At 36.8% G+C, this 20,111-nt stretch carries 16 protein-coding genes, 2 pseudogenes and 1 other annotated feature; of the genes and pseudogenes, 6 read left to right on the top strand and 12 right to left on the bottom strand.

The genetic code is table 11. The annotated features are described in order from the left end of the window. Positions 1-159: 159 nt before the first annotated feature. Positions 160-3,333, bottom strand: coding sequence for a glycoside hydrolase family 9 protein (locus VIO64_RS13975; protein ID WP_331919245.1), 3,174 nt, complete (start codon positions 3,331-3,333; stop codon positions 160-162). 187 nt (positions 3,334-3,520) lie between these two features. After that, positions 3,521-3,768, top strand: a binding site (T-box leader). A gap of 138 nt (positions 3,769-3,906) precedes the next feature. Here VIO64_RS13975 and aroF point away from each other — a divergent pair. Continuing rightward, a complete protein-coding gene (aroF, locus tag VIO64_RS13970; protein WP_331919243.1) occupies positions 3,907-4,920 on the top strand; it encodes a 3-deoxy-7-phosphoheptulonate synthase in 1,014 nt (337 codons plus the stop codon). 138 nt (positions 4,921-5,058) lie between these two features. Here the strand turns inward: aroF and VIO64_RS13965 are convergent, their stop codons facing one another. The 7 genes from VIO64_RS13965 to VIO64_RS13935 all read right to left on the bottom strand — a co-directional run bounded on the left by VIO64_RS13965 (position 5,059) and on the right by VIO64_RS13935 (position 12,311). Continuing rightward, positions 5,059-5,958, bottom strand: coding sequence for a DMT family transporter (locus VIO64_RS13965; protein ID WP_331919241.1), 900 nt, complete (start codon positions 5,956-5,958; stop codon positions 5,059-5,061). Between the two features lie 84 nt (positions 5,959-6,042). Continuing rightward, positions 6,043-6,630, bottom strand: coding sequence for a lytic transglycosylase domain-containing protein (locus VIO64_RS13960; RefSeq protein WP_331919239.1), 588 nt, complete (start codon positions 6,628-6,630; stop codon positions 6,043-6,045). Next, positions 6,627-7,205 carry a dephospho-CoA kinase gene (gene coaE / locus VIO64_RS13955; RefSeq protein WP_331919237.1) on the bottom strand — a complete coding sequence of 193 codons (579 nt, stop codon included), beginning with the start codon at positions 7,203-7,205 and terminating at the stop codon, positions 6,627-6,629. The genes VIO64_RS13960 and coaE overlap by 4 nt, the downstream gene beginning before the upstream one ends. 182 nt (positions 7,206-7,387) lie before the next feature. Then, a complete protein-coding gene (polA, locus tag VIO64_RS13950; RefSeq protein WP_331919235.1) occupies positions 7,388-10,090 on the bottom strand; it encodes a DNA polymerase I in 2,703 nt (900 codons plus the stop codon). Position 10,091: 1 nt separating this feature from the next. Continuing rightward, positions 10,092-10,271 carry a hypothetical protein gene (locus VIO64_RS13945; RefSeq protein WP_331919233.1) on the bottom strand — a complete coding sequence of 60 codons (180 nt, stop codon included), beginning with the start codon at positions 10,269-10,271 and terminating at the stop codon, positions 10,092-10,094. Positions 10,272-10,426: 155 nt separating this feature from the next. Continuing rightward, positions 10,427-11,695, bottom strand: coding sequence for an anti-sigma factor (locus VIO64_RS13940; protein WP_331919231.1), 1,269 nt, complete (start codon positions 11,693-11,695; stop codon positions 10,427-10,429). Continuing rightward, a complete protein-coding gene (locus VIO64_RS13935; RefSeq protein WP_331919229.1) occupies positions 11,682-12,311 on the bottom strand; it encodes a sigma-70 family RNA polymerase sigma factor in 630 nt (209 codons plus the stop codon). Before VIO64_RS13935 ends, VIO64_RS13940 begins: the two co-directional genes overlap by 14 nt. A 269-nt stretch (positions 12,312-12,580) precedes the next feature. Here VIO64_RS13935 and VIO64_RS13930 point away from each other — a divergent pair, with 269 nt between their 5' ends. After that, on the top strand, positions 12,581-12,898 hold the full coding sequence (locus VIO64_RS13930; protein ID WP_331919227.1) for a pyrimidine/purine nucleoside phosphorylase: 318 nt from the start codon (positions 12,581-12,583) through the stop codon (positions 12,896-12,898). A gap of 78 nt (positions 12,899-12,976) precedes the next feature. On the opposite strand, the pseudogene VIO64_RS13925 reads toward VIO64_RS13930, so the two are convergent. Together VIO64_RS13925 and VIO64_RS13920 are read right to left on the bottom strand one after the other, a co-directional pair. Next, positions 12,977-13,276 (bottom strand): annotated as a pseudogene (locus tag VIO64_RS13925) (dipicolinate synthase subunit B); the annotation flags it as partial. 100 nt (positions 13,277-13,376) lie between these two features. Next, positions 13,377-15,356 (bottom strand): dockerin type I domain-containing protein, encoded by a 1,980-nt coding sequence (locus tag VIO64_RS13920; protein ID WP_331919225.1) that lies wholly within the window; start codon positions 15,354-15,356, stop codon positions 13,377-13,379. A 257-nt stretch (positions 15,357-15,613) separates the two neighbouring features. Between VIO64_RS13920 and VIO64_RS23125 the strand changes: the two are divergent. From VIO64_RS23125 to VIO64_RS13905, 4 genes and pseudogenes are all read left to right on the top strand, one after another. Then, positions 15,614-16,063 (top strand): annotated as a pseudogene (locus VIO64_RS23125) (copper amine oxidase N-terminal domain-containing protein); the annotation flags it as partial. A gap of 135 nt (positions 16,064-16,198) precedes the next feature. Next, positions 16,199-16,768, top strand: a complete 570-nt coding sequence (locus tag VIO64_RS23120) for a peptidylprolyl isomerase (protein WP_414705289.1) — start codon at positions 16,199-16,201, stop codon at positions 16,766-16,768. Between the two features lie 58 nt (positions 16,769-16,826). Further along, a complete protein-coding gene (locus tag VIO64_RS13910) occupies positions 16,827-17,336 on the top strand; it encodes a mechanosensitive ion channel family protein (protein ID WP_331919221.1) in 510 nt (169 codons plus the stop codon). 48 nt (positions 17,337-17,384) lie between these two features. Beyond that, positions 17,385-17,909 carry a mechanosensitive ion channel family protein gene (locus tag VIO64_RS13905; RefSeq protein ID WP_331919219.1) on the top strand — a complete coding sequence of 175 codons (525 nt, stop codon included), beginning with the start codon at positions 17,385-17,387 and terminating at the stop codon, positions 17,907-17,909. 66 nt (positions 17,910-17,975) lie between these two features. On the opposite strand, the gene VIO64_RS13900 is transcribed toward VIO64_RS13905, so the two are convergent. Both VIO64_RS13900 and VIO64_RS13895 read right to left on the bottom strand, forming a co-directional pair. Next, positions 17,976-19,454: a recombinase family protein gene (locus tag VIO64_RS13900; RefSeq protein ID WP_331919217.1), complete on the bottom strand. Its 1,479-nt coding sequence runs from the start codon at positions 19,452-19,454 to the stop codon at positions 17,976-17,978. Positions 19,455-19,785: 331 nt separating this feature from the next. Continuing rightward, a complete protein-coding gene (locus VIO64_RS13895; protein ID WP_331919215.1) occupies positions 19,786-19,962 on the bottom strand; it encodes a DUF1540 domain-containing protein in 177 nt (58 codons plus the stop codon). Positions 19,963-20,111: the final 149 nt, after the last annotated feature.

The following is a 20,111-nucleotide window of genomic DNA, read 5'->3' as shown; positions in this document are numbered from 1 at the left end:
AATTCTTGCGATTTTGCAACCTTGAACATTAACAAAATCACACCATAATAAAAAGCCTGCAACTTTTAAGCTGCAGGCTTTTTGAACACGATAAGTCTAATTCAAGCCATGTATTTGATATTCTGTAATTAGATATGACAAATTAGATACTTAAGCATTTTAGTTAGGATAGTCGCTTGAAACCTTGTTAAAATATTTTGCGATAATTATAACATCCTTAAGGTTTATTGCACCATCTAAATTTATGTCCAGAACTTCCTTGTACTTGGCATCCTGAGGTGTTGAATTGAACACTTTTGAGATTTCAATAATATCGCTGATATTTATAGCATTATCCTGGATACCGTTCTTAGCCATGTCTCCGGGCCATACTGACAGTGGTGCAGCTTCTGAGCCAATCTCCACATTGGAATCAAGTGAAGGAATAGTTTTGTTTCTAGCAAGGTAATTAAGCTTGCTGATTCCTAATGTGTATCCACCTGTATTTGCTGCAACACCGGTTATTTCAAAATATCCGCTGCCATCTGTAACTGCATATTTATCAGTATTTAAAATCTCTACCTTAAAGCCGGATTTTAATTTATCAGCAACATCATTTGAGTAATCGAACCCAGGATTTATATAACCTGATATCTTGTATCCTGCGGGCTGTGAAGGAGTAACCTTTACCGGCTCGATACCGAATTTAAGAGCACCGTTTACATAGCCTGATATCTTTGTGTTTTCACCCAATCCTGTTGCAATGTTGGGGTTATATGAATAGTCATTAGTCTGGGTGAAGAAACCGCCCTGCTCTATTCTGAAAGGAATTATGTTTGTTGTTCCTCCAGGAGGAAGTATACCGGCTTCCTTTGTAAAGGATATTTCGCAGTAGGTATCAGCATTACTTACAGGATTTTGAATGGCATGGAAGGTACCTTTTACATTACTTTCTCCCACCTGTGCCCATTCACATACAAACACAGGTACCTGTGCATTATCGGATGTCATCCAGTAACGCACTTTTAAATCGGACAAGTTAATTGGAGTTTTACCTGTGTTGTCTATTTTTAGAGACGCCCTTATTGTATTGGTGCTGTCCTTTACCTCACTGCACTTGTATGATATTTTAATAGATGCATCACCGGCAGGAGTAGCATTTGGATTTTTGGTAGGCGTGGGGGTGGGCTTTAGCTTTGGAGGCTCTTCCCCAAATACCTTTTTACCGTCAAGATAAACCGGAACATATTTTGTCACTTTAAATTCATCTTTTACTGCACCCTGTCTGCTCCAGTCATTTGTCGGATCCCAGTAGTTCTGGTAATTTGCATCCTGCTTTTCTATAATTGCAAACTGGTAATCTCTATCCCCATATATATCGGATCCTGACCAATCAAATTCATAGTAATACGTGCCGGCATCATCCCATTTAAACGGCCCTGATGCTTTTACAGGGTTATCCTGCAGCGACATCTGCTCATCATATGACAGCTCGAATTTCACAGAATCAATTGATTGTCCACTTGCAATAAGCTCACTGATATTGAAGAAATATCTTGCCATCATACCTTTTTCAAAATGAGGAGGTTGACTTGATTCATTGTGAAGTTTTATTGTAACTTGAGTTCTTTCTTTATTTTCCTGCATCAATTGAATATCGCAATAATAAGGGTCAAAGGAAGGCTCCTTCGGAGGGAAATTGGGTACCGGCTTCTGCCCTTTGCCATAAAGCTTATAAAGTCCGGCTGCCGCTCCTACAAAGGCTGCGTTATAGTCTACTGCAACTTCATTATACACATAATCAGTTGTTACGTCCAAGTGATAATCGTTTTTGTCAGGACCTCCTGCAAGTGCACCCCACAATATATGTCTGTGCTGAGGAGGGTCATCCATATTGAGAGTCTTTGAACCGTGTGCAGCTCTATGATGCGGGTGCAGTACATAAGGAAGGCCTCTTTCATGGCCGTATCCTACTATATAAGAATATCCCATAGGATTTCTTCCCATAATATAGTCCATCTGACTCTTTGCCCAATCGCCAAAATCTGTTCTTTCAGGATGATATTTTTGATATACCAGTGCACATAACTGCATTGCAGTATTGTAACGAGCAGATCCCCAACCATTTAACATAGTATATCCGGCAGGTGATGTTTCAATATAGGTTTTATCATTTGGATCCTTGTGCTTTATCACGCCGCCTGACATATACTCGGTATTCCATCTTGCAAAGTAATCAAATCTTTCATGATCAGGGAATAAAGATGAAAGTTTAACGAAAGTTCCCCCCCAAACAACATCCCAACTATGTGTCCATATATTCTGCCATGTGTTGTTATTGTTATCACGAACAATCTTTTTCAGATATCCTGTATAAAGTCCGTCAGCTGATGCTGCCTCAATATCTTTTATGTAATTCATATCACTGGTACATTCATAAAGCCATGTAGCCGCCCATGAAAGTTCATCTTCATCATAAGCCGATCCGTAATATCCACCACTGTCTGCCAATCCTCTGTTTTCTTTTGCAAACTTATACATAGCTTTGGCATATTTAAGACACTTGGCAGCATACTCAGGCTCCGTATCCTTGAAATTTAAGTATGAAGTCGCCAACGCTGCTGCTGTTCCGGCACACACATCACTTCCGGGTTTTTCAGCAGTAGCAAATCTTGCCGGTCTTGTAGCTATAAGATACTTTGGATATAATTCGGGTGGTCCCCAATAGGTATGGTCTTGGTCACCATCACCTACCTGAAAGCAAAATGCAATCATATTTCCGTCTTTATCAAGGAATGAAGCTCTTAAGAACGTGTCGGTAAACAGCTTAATCAGGTCGATGATATGCTCTTCTTCCCCCAACTCCTTGTATACATCCTTGTACTCATAATAATCCCATCCAATTGTAGATGCGGTGTACGCCTGAGGAAGTCCAAACCTTACATGGTCCCCTGCGTCATGATAACCTCCGTGTACATCGATGAAACCATCACCGTCAGGATCAATAATACTGCCGTTTTTCTCCAAAAACGCCTTGCTCAGAGTGGTGTTTTTAAGAGGAATCATTTTATCCTCCAGATGACAGTCACCCCTCCACTCAATCTTTCCCCCAGTAATGTTAGGGCCGCATTTTTCTGCATCGTAAAAGTAAAGTGATTTTTGCGTTGCTTCCGCATAATTGAAATAGTCCCATTTCTCCCAACCGACTGCAGATGGCATAGGTGGTGCCGGAGTAGGTGCTGCCGATACTGTCATAGTTCCTGGAATTTGTCCAAAAACAAGACAAATGGAAAGGACCAATAGAATTACCCGACTCTTACCCAAGGTACCCCCTTGTCCAAATTTTTTTCTCATTAATTTTACCCCCTATTCTAAATAATCTATGTTAAAAGCAAACTTGCTTTTAATCTCTCTCTATATATATCATATAATAAAATTCGATTATTTTACATAATTTTAGTGTGCAAAAAGCATAAATTTTATATTAAATAACAATTGACATCCAAATTAATTCATGGTAAAATATAGAGAATATTATATATTATCTACTGTGATGAGGATGAGTAAATTATTGATTAGCATTAGCAGCGATCCGGAGTTGGTGAAAGCCCGGAAATGCAAGATAGTTGAAGTTCCCCTCTGAGTTATCGGCTGAAGGTATTATATTTGTAGGCTGGATCGGTTGTTCCTCCGTTATAGGGAAAAGTGTATCGGATATATTCCCGTACATTCAAAGTGGGCATTTTTGCCAACAAAGGTGGTACCGCGAATTCACTCTTCGTCCTTTCAAGGATGAAGAGTTTTTTAATGTCTAGGAAATTGTAGTGTATACTACACCACAATTTCTCACGACAACGACCAATGTGAACAAAATCATTTCATGATTTTGTTCATGCCTAGAAAATGATAATAAAGGGAGGTATTATTATGATTATTATAATGAATTCAAATGCAACAAAGGATCAAATTGATAATGTAGAAAGCAAACTGTCCCAATTGGGCTTTAAAACACACCCTATATTCGGAGAAGTAAAAACAGTTATTGGTGCCATTGGTGATAAAAGACTTTTAAATACCCAGGATATATCAACTATGCCTGGAGTTGAAAACATAGTACCTATTATGAAACCATATAAGCTTGCAGGCAAGGAGCTTAAGAAAGAACCTACCGTTGTTAAGGTAGGAGACGTAGAAATTGGTGGCAAAGAAGTAGTAATAATGGCTGGTCCTTGTGCCATTGAAAATGAGGAAACATATATAGAAACTGCTATAAAAGTAAAAGAATCAGGAGCAAAAATTTTAAGAGGCGGTGCCTTCAAACCTCGTACATCACCTTATGCATTCCAAGGACTAGAAGAAGACGGCCTTAAAATAATGGCCAAGGCACGAGAAATAACCGGTCTTGTTCTGGTAACTGAAGTTGTGGATACCCGTGACGTTGACCTTATTGCCTCCTATGCCGATATAATTCAGATTGGGGCACGCAATATGCAAAACTTCAAGCTTCTCCATGAAGTAGGCCTTACCCAGAAACCCATTCTACTTAAAAGAGGCCTAGCCGCAACAATTGAGGAGTGGCTTATGGCTGCAGAATATATAATGGCTGCAGGCAATAGCAATATCATTTTATGTGAAAGAGGCATTCGTACCTATGAAACATCAACCAGAAACACAGTTGATATGGGTGCCATCCCGGTTGTAAAGGAGCTTTCACACTTGCCTATAGTGGTAGACCCAAGCCATGCGACAGGCACATGGAAGTATGTAAATGCCCTATCAAAGGGTGCTGTAGCAACAGGTGCCGACGGGCTTATAATTGAGGTTCATTCAGACCCCAACAATGCATTGTGTGATGGTCCGCAATCCCTAAGACCCTCTAAATTCGATCAATTGGTTAACGAGTTAAAGCCTGTAGCTGAGGCAGTGGGAAGATCATTGTAAAATATAGTAAGATTTACTTGAGCAGCGGATTTACTTACAACAACAGATTCATTCCAGCACACCTGTTGTTGCAAGTAAATCCGCTGCTGTAATATCGAGCCTTTTACATTAGGCTCGCTCAAAAGCGGAAGTAATTTTTCATTCATGCCTTAAATATCTCCCAGTAATCTTTTCTGAATTGAGCACCAGTATAATGGAAGCTAGAATAAGCAATGTTCCCGCTGCCAGGTATATTGACGGCTTTTCCTTCAAAAACACAACGGCAATGACACTGGCAAGCACAGGCTTAATGAAAAATACCATGGATCCCTTACCAGCTCCTAAAACCGATAATCCCTTGAAATAAGTAAGGTAGGCAATACCAGTAACAAAAACAGCAAGATACATCACCTGAAGAGCCGCTGAATATTGGAACTCAAAAACACTTGTCCCCTTTATCACAAGCATTACCGGCAGCAAAAGCAAACTTCCTGCTATAAAGGAATATGAGTTCATTTTGAGGCTGCCGATCTTAACCGCCTGCTTACGGCCAAGTACGGTATATAGTCCGTAGAAAACAGCTGAAAGCAACGCAAATATTGGGCTTCTTATGTCAATTGAATCAATGTTTAGCTTATCATAAAAAACTATTACGATCCCTAAAATGCCAAAGATCAGGCCAGCCACCTTAACAGGATTGAACCTCTCCTTGTCCAAAAAATATGCAAATATGGACACAAATATGGGATTACTGCTGAATATTACGGCACATAAGGATGCTTGTGCACCTTTCATATACAAGCTTAGCTGCAAAAGGTTCATACTTACCACAACATTAATAAAGCCTACCAATGCAATTACTAAGAGCTCTTTCTTCTCGATCTTCAGATCTCTCTTATAAAGTAGAAACAAAATCAAAATTAGTCCACCCAGCAAAAAGCGTATAAAGTTAACCTGAAACGGATCGATTTTTCCAACTAGCGTTTTGCTTACAACTTCATATGTGCTAAATAGCAAAACCGTGTTTATAATACATAAATAACCGTTCTTGATTGACATTCTTTTATCTTCCCCTCACATAATGGGTAGAACACTTATATTTATTTCCCTAAGTACTCTACTTCTCCAAGCCTTCATTAAAAGTTATATATCCTTGTACAGTATTTTATATATCTTATAATTTCCCTTTACTCTTTTCAAATATTGTCTGGTTTCTTTAAATGTTATATTCTCATGAAACATGCCGCTTCCATTGTTTTGGGTATTCTTTATCCACCTTTTTACATTAGATATTCCACCGTTATATGAGGCCAGTACATACTCTTCCTTTTCATCATCAGTAGCTTCAGCATAGTTTTTGAACTGCTTCTCAAGATGACTAAGATACCAGCAGCCAATCCTTATATTCGTATCAGGATTATATAAATCATTTGTTGTGAAGCCTTCGATTTTCATCTCTTGTGCAGCCCACTTTCCGGTTTCTTCCATAATTTGCATCAAACCTATGGCTTTCTTAGGTGAAATTACAGTGCTTCTGAAATTACTCTCTGCTTTTATTACCGACAATACAAGATAAGGGTCAATTTCATATTCTGTTGAATATTTTATGACACTGTCCTTGTACTTTACAGGATATATATTTTTAGCAACTGTAATGATGCAGCTTCTAGCTACTACCACAAGCAATACCAGAAAAACAAAAAAAGCTATAATTTTTTTAATTCTACTCATAGGCTTCCTTCCAACTGTGCTATAAGACTATCAATATTTGAATCGTTTACAATTACTATATCAGCAATGCTTTTATACTCTTCGTTTGTCATCTGTGACCTGATCCTTTTCATGGCTTCATCAAATGAAAGGTTATTTCTTATCATGATCCTCTCTGCCCTCACCTTTTCATCTGCGACAACAACATAAACCTTATCAACCAAGTCTATAAATCCATGTTTTATCGGTATAGGGCATTCAATTACCAAAAGCTGAACATGACTTTCTTTTGCCTTATTTACCTCTTCATTAATCTTCTCTATAATATATTTGTGAGTTATCCCATTTAATACCTCCAGCTTATCTTTATCATCAAAAACAATACTGCCAAGCTTCTTCCTGTCAAGTTGTCCCTCAGCGTCAAGCACCTTATCTCCAAATACCCTGACTATCTCATCTAAGGCAGGATTTCCTTTTTTGACCAATCCCCTATACAAAAGATCTGCATCAATAACTTTTGCACCCTTTTTAGCAAAATAGCCTGAAACGGTGCTTTTACCACTGCCTATAGGACCTGTAACACCAATTATTTTCATTCTCCATACCCCATGGTTCCCAGACATTACAAAATCACGAAGTGATTTTGCTTCCTTGATATTGTATTCTTAGACATTAAATTAAGCGGATGTTCACAGTATAACAAACATCCGCCGGTTTTGTAACCTAAAAAATCTATTATAATATTTATAATTTCCCAGATATTAAAATAATACACCCATCATTTAACATCATACCAGCTTACACCTGATCTTACTTCCACTATAAGCGGTACTAACATGGTTGCAACAGTTTCCATGCAGCTTTTTAAAAGCTCCTCCACTTCATTTAGTTCATCCCTGTGAGTTTCAATAATAAGTTCGTCATGAACCTGCAATATCAGCCTTGATCTTAAGTTTCTATCCTTAAGTGCCTTATAAACCTTCACCATTGCAATCTTAATAATATCTGCAGCACTTCCCTGTATGGGTGTGTTCATAGCTATCCTTTCACCAAAAGATCTAATGTTAAAATTAGAAGATTTAAGCTCGGGAAGATATCTTCTTCTATTGTAAATTGTAGATACAAAGCCCATTTCCTTTCCCTGTACCACAATATCATGCATATACTGCTTGACTTTGAGATATTCACCGAGATACTCATCAATATACTTCCTGGCTTCTTTTCTGGTTATACCCAAATCCTTGGATAAGCTGAAGTCTCCAATGCCATAGACAATCCCGAAATTAACAGCCTTTGCACTTGATCTCATGAAGGGTGTTACCTGATCCTTCGGTACATTGAATACCTTTGAAGCCGTTGATGTATGAATGTCCTCGTTACTTATAAAAGCAGCTATCATATTTTCGTCACCTGTAATATGTGCCAAAACCCTCAGCTCAATTTGTGAGTAGTCTCCGTCTGAGAGAAGATAGTTCTCATCTTCAGGTACAAAGACCTTCCTTATCTTTCTTCCCATTTCCAGCTTGACCGGAATGTTCTGGAGGTTTGGTTCGGTGCTGCTTATCCTACCTGTAACCGTCACAGTCTGATTAAAGCTGGAGTGGATCCTTCCTGTTCTTGGATTCATAACCTTCAAAAGACCTTCTACATAAGTAGACTTAAGTTTTACAAGATGCCTATACTCCAGCAGCTTTGCCACTATTTCATGCATTGGTTCCAACTGCTCTAAAACCTCAACATCAGTAGAATAGCCTGTCTTGGTTTTCTTAATAACAGGCAGCTTTAATCTGTCAAATAATATAACCCCCAACTGTTTTGTGGAATTTATATTGAACTCTTCTCCCGCAAACTCATAAATGTCCTTAATTAGCTGGCTAATTCTATCTTCCATCTCAACGGAAAAGCTCTTTAGCGTCTCTATATTGACCTTAATACCCAAGTGCTCCATATTTGCAAGGACTTCTACAAGGGGCAGCTCTATTTCATAATATAACTTTAGCTGATCATTTTCATCAAGCTTTTTGTGTATCAGTTCATACAGACTGAATATGAGCTCCGAGTATAATCCTATAACAGAAGCAAGTTCATCTAGAGGCAAATCGTTTATCTGCAGTCGCTTTTTGCCCTTTCCAAGCATTTCTTCAATGGAAGGCACATCCGAGCCCATATAATCCTCTGCAAGCTCGGTGACAGTATAAGTATCCCTTGAAGGGTTAAGTATGTATGCACCTATCATGGTATCAAAGGAAAGACCATTTAAAGAAACACCCTTATTTTTTAGATAAACAATAAGGTTTTTAAGGTCGTGACCATATTTTTTTACCTCATCTGACTCAAAAACTTCCTTAAACCTATCAATAAATACGTCCTCTGTAAATTCTCCTGTAATTTGTAAATATACACTCTTATCCTTCCCCCATGATATTCCTGCACCTTTTAAATTTGAATTGAAATCATCAACTTTTTCAATAATATAATAAATAGAACACTTTTTTTCACTCAATATTTGGTTTTTTATCATATCCAAACGCCCTGTATCACTTATAGTTTCAACACTCATAAGATTTACAGGAGATTTTGCCTTTTCTTCTTTAAGGTTATATTTTTCTATGAAGCTCTTAAACTCAAGCCTTTTAAAAAGAGCAAACAGCTTTTCCCTGTCAACATCTTTTCTTTGCAGACTTTGTAAATTATCAAGCCCACACCTCTCAGGTGCGTTTCTATCAATAGTAGCAAGCCTCTTGCTTAAGAAAGCCAGCTCCTTGTTAGCTTCTAACTTTTGTTTCACACTCTTTTTTTCAACTTTATCAAGGTTTTCGTATATATTTTCAATTGTCCCCAGGTTTTTGACAAGCTCTACAGCTGTTTTTTCACCAATTCCGGGAACACCCGGAATGTTGTCGGAGGTGTCACCCATAAGCCCTTTAACATCTATAAACAGCTCAGGCGTTACCCCATACCTCTCTATCACCTTGCCGTAGTCATATTCCTCAGTTTCTGTCTTCCAGCCTTTGGTAACAGGCAGCTTGATCCTGGTCCTGTCTGTAGCCAATTGCAATGAATCTCTGTCTCCTGTCAGTATTACAACCTCAAAACCTTCCTTCTCAGCACATAGGGAAACAGTCCCGAGTATATCGTCTGCTTCAAATCCCTCATACTCAAGCCTTTTAATATTCATTGCATCAAGAACCTCTTTTATAACAGGCATCTGAACTGCTAATTCCTGCGGCATTCCCTTTCGGTTTGCCTTGTAACCGTCAAACTCCTTGTGCCTGAACGTAGGCCCCTTCAGATCGAATGCAACACATAAATAACCTGGGTTCTCCTCGTCCAGGTATTTGTTCATTATATTTATAAACCCAAACACAGCATTTGTGTATAAGCCGTCACTGGTAGCAAGGATTTCCTTTCCTTGAAGCCCATAAAATGCCCTGTTCAATATGCTGTTACCATCAATCAACATCAATTTTTTGTTTGTCATATTATTCTCCGTTAATATTTATTACGTGAAAATCTCCATTTATCGTGAGAGTCAACCTATCTCCCATACAGTATGTATTGATTATGTTTTCTTCAGGTATGCTTATTTCAATCCCCATATCCTCAGATAATAAAACTGCGTTTCCATTCTCAATTCTATCAACCACTGCACTTATTTCCATTAATTAAATCTCCTCCGCAAGCTATTAAGGAACCAAATATTTATCTATATTTAAAGTGATAAATCTACTAAATAGCCATATAATATTTTACACAAAAAAATTACAGCGGTAAACAGCTGTAATTAATTATTTTCAAAAAATCAAAAAATATTACATTATCTTTTTTGTAATCTTATTGTAACCGTCACATATTGGGAGTTCTTATTTATCTCTTCAAGTTCTCTATTAAGACCGTTCTTATTTTCAACCAGTGTATTGTGCTCGGCTGAATTATTCCAAAAAGTGGTATTTGCATTACTTTGAATTTGTTTGTCGATTTCTGCGATCTCTTTTTCTATCTCAGCTTTCCTCTTGGTATTATCGGTATTTATAACACCATTTGATTTTACATTTGAAGCTCCAAATGTCTCATTTAGCTTTTGCAAAAATGTACTATAGTTATTTCCCGGAATTCTGAAGTTAAGTACTGCCACGGTGTTATTGGACTCAGCTGTAAAAACATCTGAAGATGCTTCTGAAGCTTTGGAAGATATGGCTTTCAAATCATCAGTATTCATGCTGGTTGATGCATTAACTAATACATGTTCCTCCCCGCCTAAAGACGCTGCTATTTTTTTCAGAGTCTCACTTTTGGCCTCAGGATCGGATGCACTTATTGTAAAATCAGCTGCACTTGATCTGCTGTCATCAAATAACACTGCTATAACGTCAGATTTAGGCTCAGAAGATGCTCTGGCTTTGGGTGTAGCGATATCGCCATATTTTTTCCCAAATGCCAATTCACCGTTTCCAACACTGGCTGTCTGTTTGTCTGCAGGATCGTATTTTGGGTTTGACGATTTTTCACTAAATGTAATTACAGGTGCATCAGCCATGCCTGCAATTATCTTTTGATCCTGCGTCCCTCCTGTTGAATTTTCCTTTGTATTATCTTGTGTTAACTCTTTACTAAACCTTGAGTAAACTCTTTTGTCACCATCAGCGAGATTGAATTTTTCTATTTCGCCATTTTCTTTAGCCTCATTCCCATTACTGTCATACGATTGTATCGAAGAAACATTTGGTACAGTATCATTGGTTGATACAAAACTATTCTTATAAACCACCCATATTGAAAATATAATCAGTAGCCCTGCCGCCGAAGCAAAAACATGGGAATATCTTGATAAAACCACCGACACAAAACTTTCCTTTTTGGTTTGTTCCCTTAGCAGCTTTTCATGAAGTTCGTCCTTGAAATTTGAAGGCAGGTCTTCCTCTGGAGTGTCATTTAGCATGGCTATGACGCTATTCACGTCTTCCAGCTCATTCCTGCAAGTTTCACAGGACCTAATGTGTTCCTCAAACTCAGAAAGCAGATCGCCTTTTAATTCGCCATCAATATATAACGATATAAGTTCTCTGATATCTTCACATTTTTTCATCTCCAGCCCTCCTTTCAATATCTTTGACGAAATTATCCGAAAAAAGTTCCTTTTCTTTAAGAAGTAATTCTTTAAGCTGTAATCTCGCCCTGTTTATCCTGGATTTTACCGTTCCCACAGGAGTTTTAACAATTTCAGAGATTTCTTCATAGCTAAATCCCTGAATATCCCTTAAAATAATTATCAGCTTATACTTCTCAGACAACTTGTCTATGGCATTTTTAACTGCACTTTTTATTGTCTTCTGCTCCATAACGACATCAGGCGTAGGTTTATCATCCTCTACCTGTATTATATAATCGCCATTTTCCTTGTGATACTCTTCATCAAGGGACATAACCCATTTTCTTTTGCGTTTTCTGAGCTCATCAAGACACACATTGGTTGCTATCCTGTAAATCCAGGTGGAGATCTGGGATTCACCTTTAAAGCTGCCAATTGATTTGTAAATTCTGATAAAAACTTCTTGGGTAACTTCACTGGCATCATCATAGTTACCCAAAAGCCTAAGTGCAATATTAAATACCTTTTTTTGATACTTTTCCATTAGCATTTCAAAAGCTTCAATATCTCCCTTTTTAGATAATCCAAGGAGATATTTTTCATTTTCGCTCAAGCTTGCACCCCCTCAATCGGGAATTTATTTATTAGATTTAATTCATTTTTCAATTTTCAAGCTTTTTCTCATTCTTAATCTTACATTCTCACTGATAAAATATCAATATTAAAAAAATGTTTTTTGATGCCTAGGTTGCAAAATCACTCCGTGATCCTGTTCAACAGCCTGGAATTTATCCTGTAAAAATTCATTATGTATGGTATAATGCAAAAAAGAGAACAAAAATATATCGTATAATTCTGCAAAATTATTTAGTGGAGGTTTTTATGGAAAGATTTGATAATATCAGTGTGGTTAAAAAGGCAAACGTTTATTTTGGTGGGAAAGTTACAAGCAGAACTGTTATATTTGAAGATGGTGAGAAGAAAACTTTAGGAATTATGCTGCCTGGAGATTATGAGTTCGGTACTGCAGCAAAAGAAATTATGGAGATTTTAGGTGGATCCATGGATGTCTTGCTTCCCGGAAGCAGTGAATGGATTACAGTGAATGAAGGTCAATCCTTTGAGGTTCCTGCAAACTCAAAATTCAAACTTAAGGTTAAGGAACTTGCCGATTACTGCTGCTCATACATAAACGAATAGAATTGCCATAAGGCTGCCCGGGCAGGCAGCCTTATCTTATTAATATAACAAACTTTAAAAGAAGTTTTTAAAGCACTTTTATACGAGCACAGGCTGAATCTGTTTTCCCTTAAGTGCTTCTATAATTGTAGGTATTATAAGATCGTTTTTTGATATTAAGGAGTTAGGTTTATCTGTTGGGCTATCCTGCCCAAATGGAACAACAAAAATATTTTTTGTATTCAGTATTTTTCCAAGATTTTGAGCATTAGCTCCCAATCCGTCATTGGTTGAAATAGCAATAACAACCGGTTTTTGATTCCTCAGATGGGCTTTGAATGCCATTGTAACCGATGTGTCTGTAATTGCATTCGAAATTTTTGCAAGAGTATTCCCTGTAGGGAATACTCTTTAAGTGATAATATAAAAAATATTGGGAACGCTGTTATACCTAATATTTATAATGTTTCAACCCAGAATTTTATTCAGCTGATACAATCTATTGAATTTTTTCTCCAAAGTACCTGGCGATAAAAACGACATCAGCCATATTTATAGTGCCGTCCCTGTCAAAGTCACAGTTTAAGTCATAATTAGCATCGCTGTTGACAGCTCCAAATGATAGAGCAAGCCTAATTATATCCATCATGTTAATATTGCCATCACTATTTAAATCGCATATGCCTATCTTTGCCGCATTCATTAAAGAAATTTGACTTGGTATTTTCCATATATCATTTTCTAAGCCCGGATAACTGTAAGCAAAATTATAATCAAGTCCATAAGTGAGTATGGAGCCATCTTCCTTCAAGAATGTAATTTTATTAGAATAGATGCTAACAGCCTTAACATTCTCTGTACTATCAATAATATCTTTATATGTACCTGAGTTTAATCCCACTAATGTTCCATCTTCCTTTACAGCAATTGCTAGCAATCCGACTTTATTAGTAGAAATAGACTTAACATTTTCCCAATTTGATGGCAAATTCAATGGTGTATTGTACATGTCCCACCCCACAACAGTGCCATCTTCTTTTAATGCAAGGGTATATCCGAGGCCTGCTGATACAGATTTAACTTTACCCATATTTTCATGAATCAATTCTTTCTTGTCAATCCTATCTAGCAAATCTATAACAGTGCCATCATTTTTTAAAATGGTTATATGAGAATCAGAAGCAGAGATAGCAGCGACATTATTTAATCCTTCAGGCACTTTATATTTATAACCGAATTCACCATAAACCTTAACTGTACCATCGTTATTTAATACTGCCATATAGTATTCTGTTGCAGCCACTGCTTTAATATTACTTAAAGAACCTGGGACATCATTATGGGGAATACCTACAATTTTAAGGTTATCATTAGTATCTATAAGTGCACAATAATAATAAGCTGCATAAATAGCTCTAATATTCTTGTTATATGGTATTATACCATCGGTATATGCACCAAAACACATAGGATCACCATAGCCGATAACGCTATTCCTGCTGGTTAGGGCTATACAATGCTGGTTTCCTGCTGCTACAGCAATATAATTAGCGGGAATGTTACACTGATTTTGTGAATTATCTCCTGCTGCCACCAATTTGCCATCTTCCTCTAAAATCAGGCAATGATCATATCCTATTGCAATTGCAATTGGGTTAGTGCACTCTGAATAAATCTGCCTTTCCTTGTATCCAAGCACAGTATCTCCACCACCAAATTCACATAGGGTGCCATCATTAGTAATTGCCACAAGCTTGCCTCTAAAAGCTGTAATATAATTAAATCTTGTATAGTCACTAATATTATTAGCTTTGTTGTTTATTCTTCCTACAACTGTCAATTTACCGGTTTCACTTAATATTGCTGTAAAACAGTCTCCAGTTGCTATTGACTTGACATCACCAATATTATCAGGTATATTGCATTCTCCATAATTGTTACTTCCCCAGGCTAAAATAGTGCCGTCTTCTTTTAATGCCAGTGAGTGATAATCTCCAGCAGCAATATCCTTAATTCCTGCTAATCCTTCTGGGAGCTTATATGCACCTATATCAGCTATATATGCATTACTTCCCCAGCTTACAACAGTACCATCCTCTTTCAATGCCAAAGTGTATTCCATCCCTGTGTCGATTGCCTTAACACCCTTTAGTCCAACAGGGACATTGCAGAAGCTAGGACCTCCCCAAACCCTTACAGTACCATCTTCCAATAGCACTACAGTATGGTAAAACCCGGCAGATATAGCTTTAGCCTTTATTCCTACAGGAATATTACTTTTACTGTCATTATTATATCCCCAGGCCAGAACTGTGCCATTCTCAGTTAGTGCAACTGAGTTTTTGTACCCTGCATCAACAGCTTTATATTTAAATTCGGTTACATCAGCTTCTTGGGTATTTTCCAAAGCCCAAGTACTATTTGGTAGCTGAATTAATACTGCCAACATTAAGGTCAATACTAATAACATTCTTTTCATTTTGTTTCCCCCTTCAACTCAAACTGTATGCTTTCACCACATTTGTATTATTTATAACTATTAAGTAAGATATTTTATTAATTATACACTATACAGAATATTCCTGTCATTATTAATATACATGAAAATGTAAAGAGGTATACTTCTGGTGGAATTCGGAATTTGATAGTATAACAAAACCCTCATTAATTGCACCTGCTCACACCTTGTGTTATACTTTAAACACAAAATATTTAATTTGGAGGTTAAGATTTATCATGTTGGCAAAAAAGATTACCGGAATCATCATAATGCTGCTTCTTGCCCTGAGCAGCCTAAATGTATTTGGACTTACACCCGAATTGGAAAACGAACTAAAAGACTCAGTTGTGTTATTTGCAAACAGCAATATGGCATATGCAAACAACACAGATACATATATTGATTCACTCAATAAGGAAGTTAAAGCACTTGTTATAAACGGGAGAACACTTATCCCCTTAAGGTTTATTTCTGAGAATTTTGGCGCAAAGGTAAGCTTTGACAGTAAGTCCAAAACAGCTACAATTAATTTTAACAGCAGCAGTGTGAAATTCACATCAAATAACAAAATAATGTTCATTGACAATAACAAAATTGCATTGGACGAGCCTGCTCAAATAATAAATGACAGAATGCTTGTTCCCTTAAGGGCTTTGGCAGAAAATGCCCTTGGTAAACAGGTATTTTACGATAAGGGTATCATTGTTATCAGCAATTCAAAGAAGAATCTGGAACCTAAAAAACTTGAGGAACTTACTGCAAAGTTTCACGCTTCCTCTTCCCCGTTTAGTTACCAGCTATCAAAACCAATTAAAGGCGATATGGTTGCTGTAATGAAAACCAACTACGGCGATATAAAGATAAAGCTTTTCAGTGAAGATGCTCCCCTTACTGTAGAAAATTTTGTTACACATGCAAATAAAGGTTATTACGACAACCTTATTTTTCACAGGGTTATAAACGATTTTATGATCCAGGGCGGAGACCCTCAAGGGACAGGTATGGGCGGTGAGAGTATCTGGGGTGAGCCCTTTAAAGATGAGTTTAGCAATAAGCTTTACAATATCCGAGGTGCACTTTCCATGGCAAACAGAGGCCCTAATACCAACGGCAGCCAGTTTTTCATAGTGCAGAATCCTGTCATAGATGATGAGTTGAAAGAACACTTAAAATTAACAGGAATAGATGATAAGCTTATTGATTCATATTCAAAAGTTGGCGGTACACCGTGGCTTGACGGTAAGCACTCAGTTTTTGGCCAGGTGTATGAAGGGCTTGATGTAGTAGATAAGATAGCAACTGTAAAAGTGGGAAATAACAATAAGCCTGTGGAAGATGTAAAAATCATCTCAATAAAGGCTTATAAACTTGGGTATGAAAAGAATGGGTGACAAATTTATAAACAGAAAATACTAAACTATATTTTTCTTTAGGAGGTTATTTTTTATTATGCCAAAACTTGATTTTATCAAAAATATAATGATGATTTATGGCGGGAAAGTGGTTGCAGCAATAGCAACACTCATCATTGGACTCTGGCTGATCGGTCTTTTGACAAAGTCTACGGAAAGAATACTTAAAAAAAGCATTAAAGATGTGACCTTAAACAGTTTTTTGAAATCTGTGATAGGTATACTGTTAAAGATAGTTCTTTTTATCAGTATTATTTCAATAATGGGAATACAAATTGCTTCCTTTATTGCTGTTCTTGGTGCAGCAGGCCTTGCAATAGGTTTTGCACTACAGGGGAATTTGGCAAACCTTGCATCGGGAGTTCTTATTCTATTTTTCAAACCGTTTAAAGTTGGAGAAGTGCTAGAGTTTAAAGGGGTTATTGCAGAAGTTAAGGAAATTCAAATTATGCATACGGTTGGCTTTACAGAGGACGGTACAAAGGTAATTATTCCTAACAGCATGCTTTCAACTGCAAATCTTGTTGTTTCTCAAAAAAAGAAATAACAAACCACCTATTAACAAGAACAATTTGTATTTAAAAGGAGAAGTTATATGAACTTTTTAGATAAGTATTTGAATTCCGATTTTATATTCAGTTTGATTGTTTCTATCGGAAGTAAGATTTTATTTGGGGCTGCTGTATTAATTGTGGGATTATATCTCATTAAAATATTAGTAAATGCAGCAAAAAAATTGCTTAAAAAAGCATACAATGATGATACATTAGTTTCGTTCCTTTCTTCGCTTCTAGGCATTTCATTAAAACTGCTGCTGGCAATATCGGTTTTATCGTTAATAGGAATAGAAATGACTTCCTTTATTGCATTATTTGGAGCGGCAGGTTTGGCTATCGGGCTTGCATTCCAAGGTACTTTGGCAAATTTTGCAGCAGGGGTGCTTATACTGATATTCAGGCCTTTTAATGTTGGAGACCGGGTTAAATCTCAGGACTTGGCGGGCAAGGTAAAAGAGATTCAGGTTCTCTTCACTATCCTTGAAACCGATGACAATAAAAGAGTAGTTATGCCAAACAGCGGTATATATAGCAGCATTATTTTTGTAAATGCTTCAAAATAATGCTTGACATTACTGCCAGTTAAAAAAGCCTGTTCTTTGCATATTTGAAAGGACAGGCTTTAGGTATTATCCATGAAGTGGAAATTGCAACTCAATGCTATCAATTTTTTTTTCTTCGTCCAGCTTTATTGACTTTATTAGATACTGCAAAAATTCCTTTTTGTCTTCCCATGAAATATATCCAATAATTCTGTCAAAGGATTTTAGATATTCTTCTATTTCTTCCCTTGAAATAGCTGGTATCCAATCATCACTTGCATCCTCCAGTTCAATTTTCCTACTGCTTAATCTTTCCATCTGGATTTGTATTTCTTCAATTCTATGGGTAAATAGTACCGGATTAATTTTATCATTTTCAAAAAGCTTAAAGTATTTATTTTTTAAACTCACCAACCTGCCCAGCTCAATATTGATCTTCTCTAATGCTTTATTATTGATTTGAGTGTCATCACCAGCCCTTCTTTCAATTTCCTTTACTGCCATATTTACAATCATTGGGTTTCTTACTATTTCCCCCACCCTTTTAAAAATTTCTCCTTCTATCTGCTCTGCATTTATTAAATTGGAAGTACATGCAGCAGTTCCCTGCCTATGATATTTGCCACATTTGTAATACCTGTATTCCCTGCCATGAGTCTTACTGAGGCTTCCTATCATATTGGACCCGCACTTTCTGCACTTTAGTAATCCTGCTAAAATATGTACCTTATTTGCATTTGACCTTATCCTTATGCGATTTTTTACTTTTTCTTGAGCATGACTAAAAATTTCTTCAGAAATAATGGGCTCATGGATTCCTCTCACCTCGTAATATTCGTTTCCACATCTTAGCTGGTGCCTCACAAGGCCCTTATATACTGGATTGGTAAGTATTCTTCTTATATAATCATGGCCAAAAAGCCCCTTTCGTTTTGTTTGGTAACCTTCCTTGTTCAATGTGTCTGCGATTTTTCTGAAACCCATATTCTCTTCAATATACATTTTGTAAATCTGCTTTACCAATTCAGCTTCACTCTCATTAATTATAATTTTCTTATCAATATTGTCATATCCTAAGACATGATTCCCTGTCCATTTACCTTCCTTAGCCCTTTGTCTCAATCCAAGCCTGACATTTTCGATAATAGTATTCCGCTCAAATTCCGCAATACTTCCCAATATCTGGAGAGTCATCCTACCCACTGGCGTTGATGTATCAAACTTTTCAGAATAGCTTATAAATGAAATACCCTTACTTTCAAATCTGTCAACTAATATCATCAGGTCCTTCAAGCTTCTGGAAAGCCTGCTAATCTTCCACACAATGACAAAATTAAAGCAACCCTTATCTGTATCATCCAAAAGCTCAGCCAAGCCGGGTCTCTCTCCTATAGTTTTTCCGGATATACCCAAGTCTCTATATGCCTTAAAAATTTCTATGTTATAGAGTTTACAGTATTGAGTCAAGACTTCAGTTTGTGCCTGTATTGAGTATCCCTCTTTTGCCTGCTCCTCTGTACTGACACGTACATATAAAGCCGCTGACTGTTTTGTTTCTGATTTCATAATACCCTGCCTTTCTTTTGAATCTGCTGCGGATCTTATAATAATATCCGGTCATTGGACATTCATATATTTTAATATACTTAAGTGACGGTTATTAAAAAGGAATATATAATCATGAATACTGTTCAAAAACAAGCTTTAAAAAGGTTTATCAGGCATCTTTCGGATATAATTATTAAAGTCCATAAAGAAACCAAAGGTAAATATCCAAATAAATAAAACTCCTCTTAATAAAAATCTATGATATTATTAAGAAAATATTATCGCTTTCCAAATATTAAGAGCCTGACCCCTGCTTAAACATGGGATCAGGCTCTAACTACTTTAATTACTATTTCTTCTTGTCGTGAGTTTTATAGCTTGCACACAATGTTTCATCATAAGGTGCACCGCTGTCTGACTTTGCAGCAGCACTAACCTGAATTGCATCTAATGTACAAAGGTTTTCCTTGTATTCATTAAAGATACAGCTTCCTACAGAACAAAGTATTTTCTGACAGCTTGCCATATTAACTCCTCCTCCGATTTTTAATTAAATCATCTGAATAAATACATTGTAAAAGTAAAATACTTTCACAATGATATTTTATGTAGTTTTAAAATAAATACTTGAGGAATTTTACTCAATTTGTGTGATTCTTAACCATAAATGTTTTC

This window comes from Pseudobacteroides sp., from assembly GCF_036567765.1.
Classification (GTDB): Bacteria; Bacillota; Clostridia; order Acetivibrionales; family DSM-2933; genus Pseudobacteroides.
The sequence above is the reverse complement of the archived record's forward strand: the minus strand, read 5'-3'. Positions and strand labels throughout refer to the sequence as shown.

Bases quoted from the DNA above. Each gene is read 5' to 3' on its own strand.
- VIO64_RS13905 (WP_331919219.1), top strand. From the start codon at position 17,385: ATGAACTTTTTAGATAAGTATTTGAATTCCGATTTTATATTCAGTTTG.
- VIO64_RS13940 (WP_331919231.1), bottom strand. From the start codon at position 11,695: ATGAAAAAATGTGAAGATATCAGAGAACTTATATCGTTATATATTGAT.
- VIO64_RS13975 (WP_331919245.1), bottom strand. From the start codon at position 3,333: ATGAGAAAAAAATTTGGACAAGGGGGTACCTTGGGTAAGAGTCGGGTA.
- VIO64_RS23120 (WP_414705289.1), top strand. From the start codon at position 16,199: ATGGTTGCTGTAATGAAAACCAACTACGGCGATATAAAGATAAAGCTT.
- VIO64_RS13910 (WP_331919221.1), top strand. From the start codon at position 16,827: ATGCCAAAACTTGATTTTATCAAAAATATAATGATGATTTATGGCGGG.
- coaE (WP_331919237.1), bottom strand. From the start codon at position 7,205: ATGAAAATAATTGGTGTTACAGGTCCTATAGGCAGTGGTAAAAGCACC.
- VIO64_RS13900 (WP_331919217.1), bottom strand. From the start codon at position 19,454: ATGAAATCAGAAACAAAACAGTCAGCGGCTTTATATGTACGTGTCAGT.
- VIO64_RS13965 (WP_331919241.1), bottom strand. From the start codon at position 5,958: ATGTCAATCAAGAACGGTTATTTATGTATTATAAACACGGTTTTGCTA.
- VIO64_RS13945 (WP_331919233.1), bottom strand. From the start codon at position 10,271: ATGGAAATAAGTGCAGTGGTTGATAGAATTGAGAATGGAAACGCAGTT.
- VIO64_RS13920 (WP_331919225.1), bottom strand. From the start codon at position 15,356: ATGAAAAGAATGTTATTAGTATTGACCTTAATGTTGGCAGTATTAATT.
- VIO64_RS13895 (WP_331919215.1), bottom strand. From the start codon at position 19,962: ATGGCAAGCTGTCAGAAAATACTTTGTTCTGTAGGAAGCTGTATCTTT.
- VIO64_RS13930 (WP_331919227.1), top strand. From the start codon at position 12,581: ATGGAAAGATTTGATAATATCAGTGTGGTTAAAAAGGCAAACGTTTAT.
- aroF (WP_331919243.1), top strand. From the start codon at position 3,907: ATGATTATTATAATGAATTCAAATGCAACAAAGGATCAAATTGATAAT.
- VIO64_RS13960 (WP_331919239.1), bottom strand. From the start codon at position 6,630: ATGAGTAGAATTAAAAAAATTATAGCTTTTTTTGTTTTTCTGGTATTG.
- polA (WP_331919235.1), bottom strand. From the start codon at position 10,090: ATGACAAACAAAAAATTGATGTTGATTGATGGTAACAGCATATTGAAC.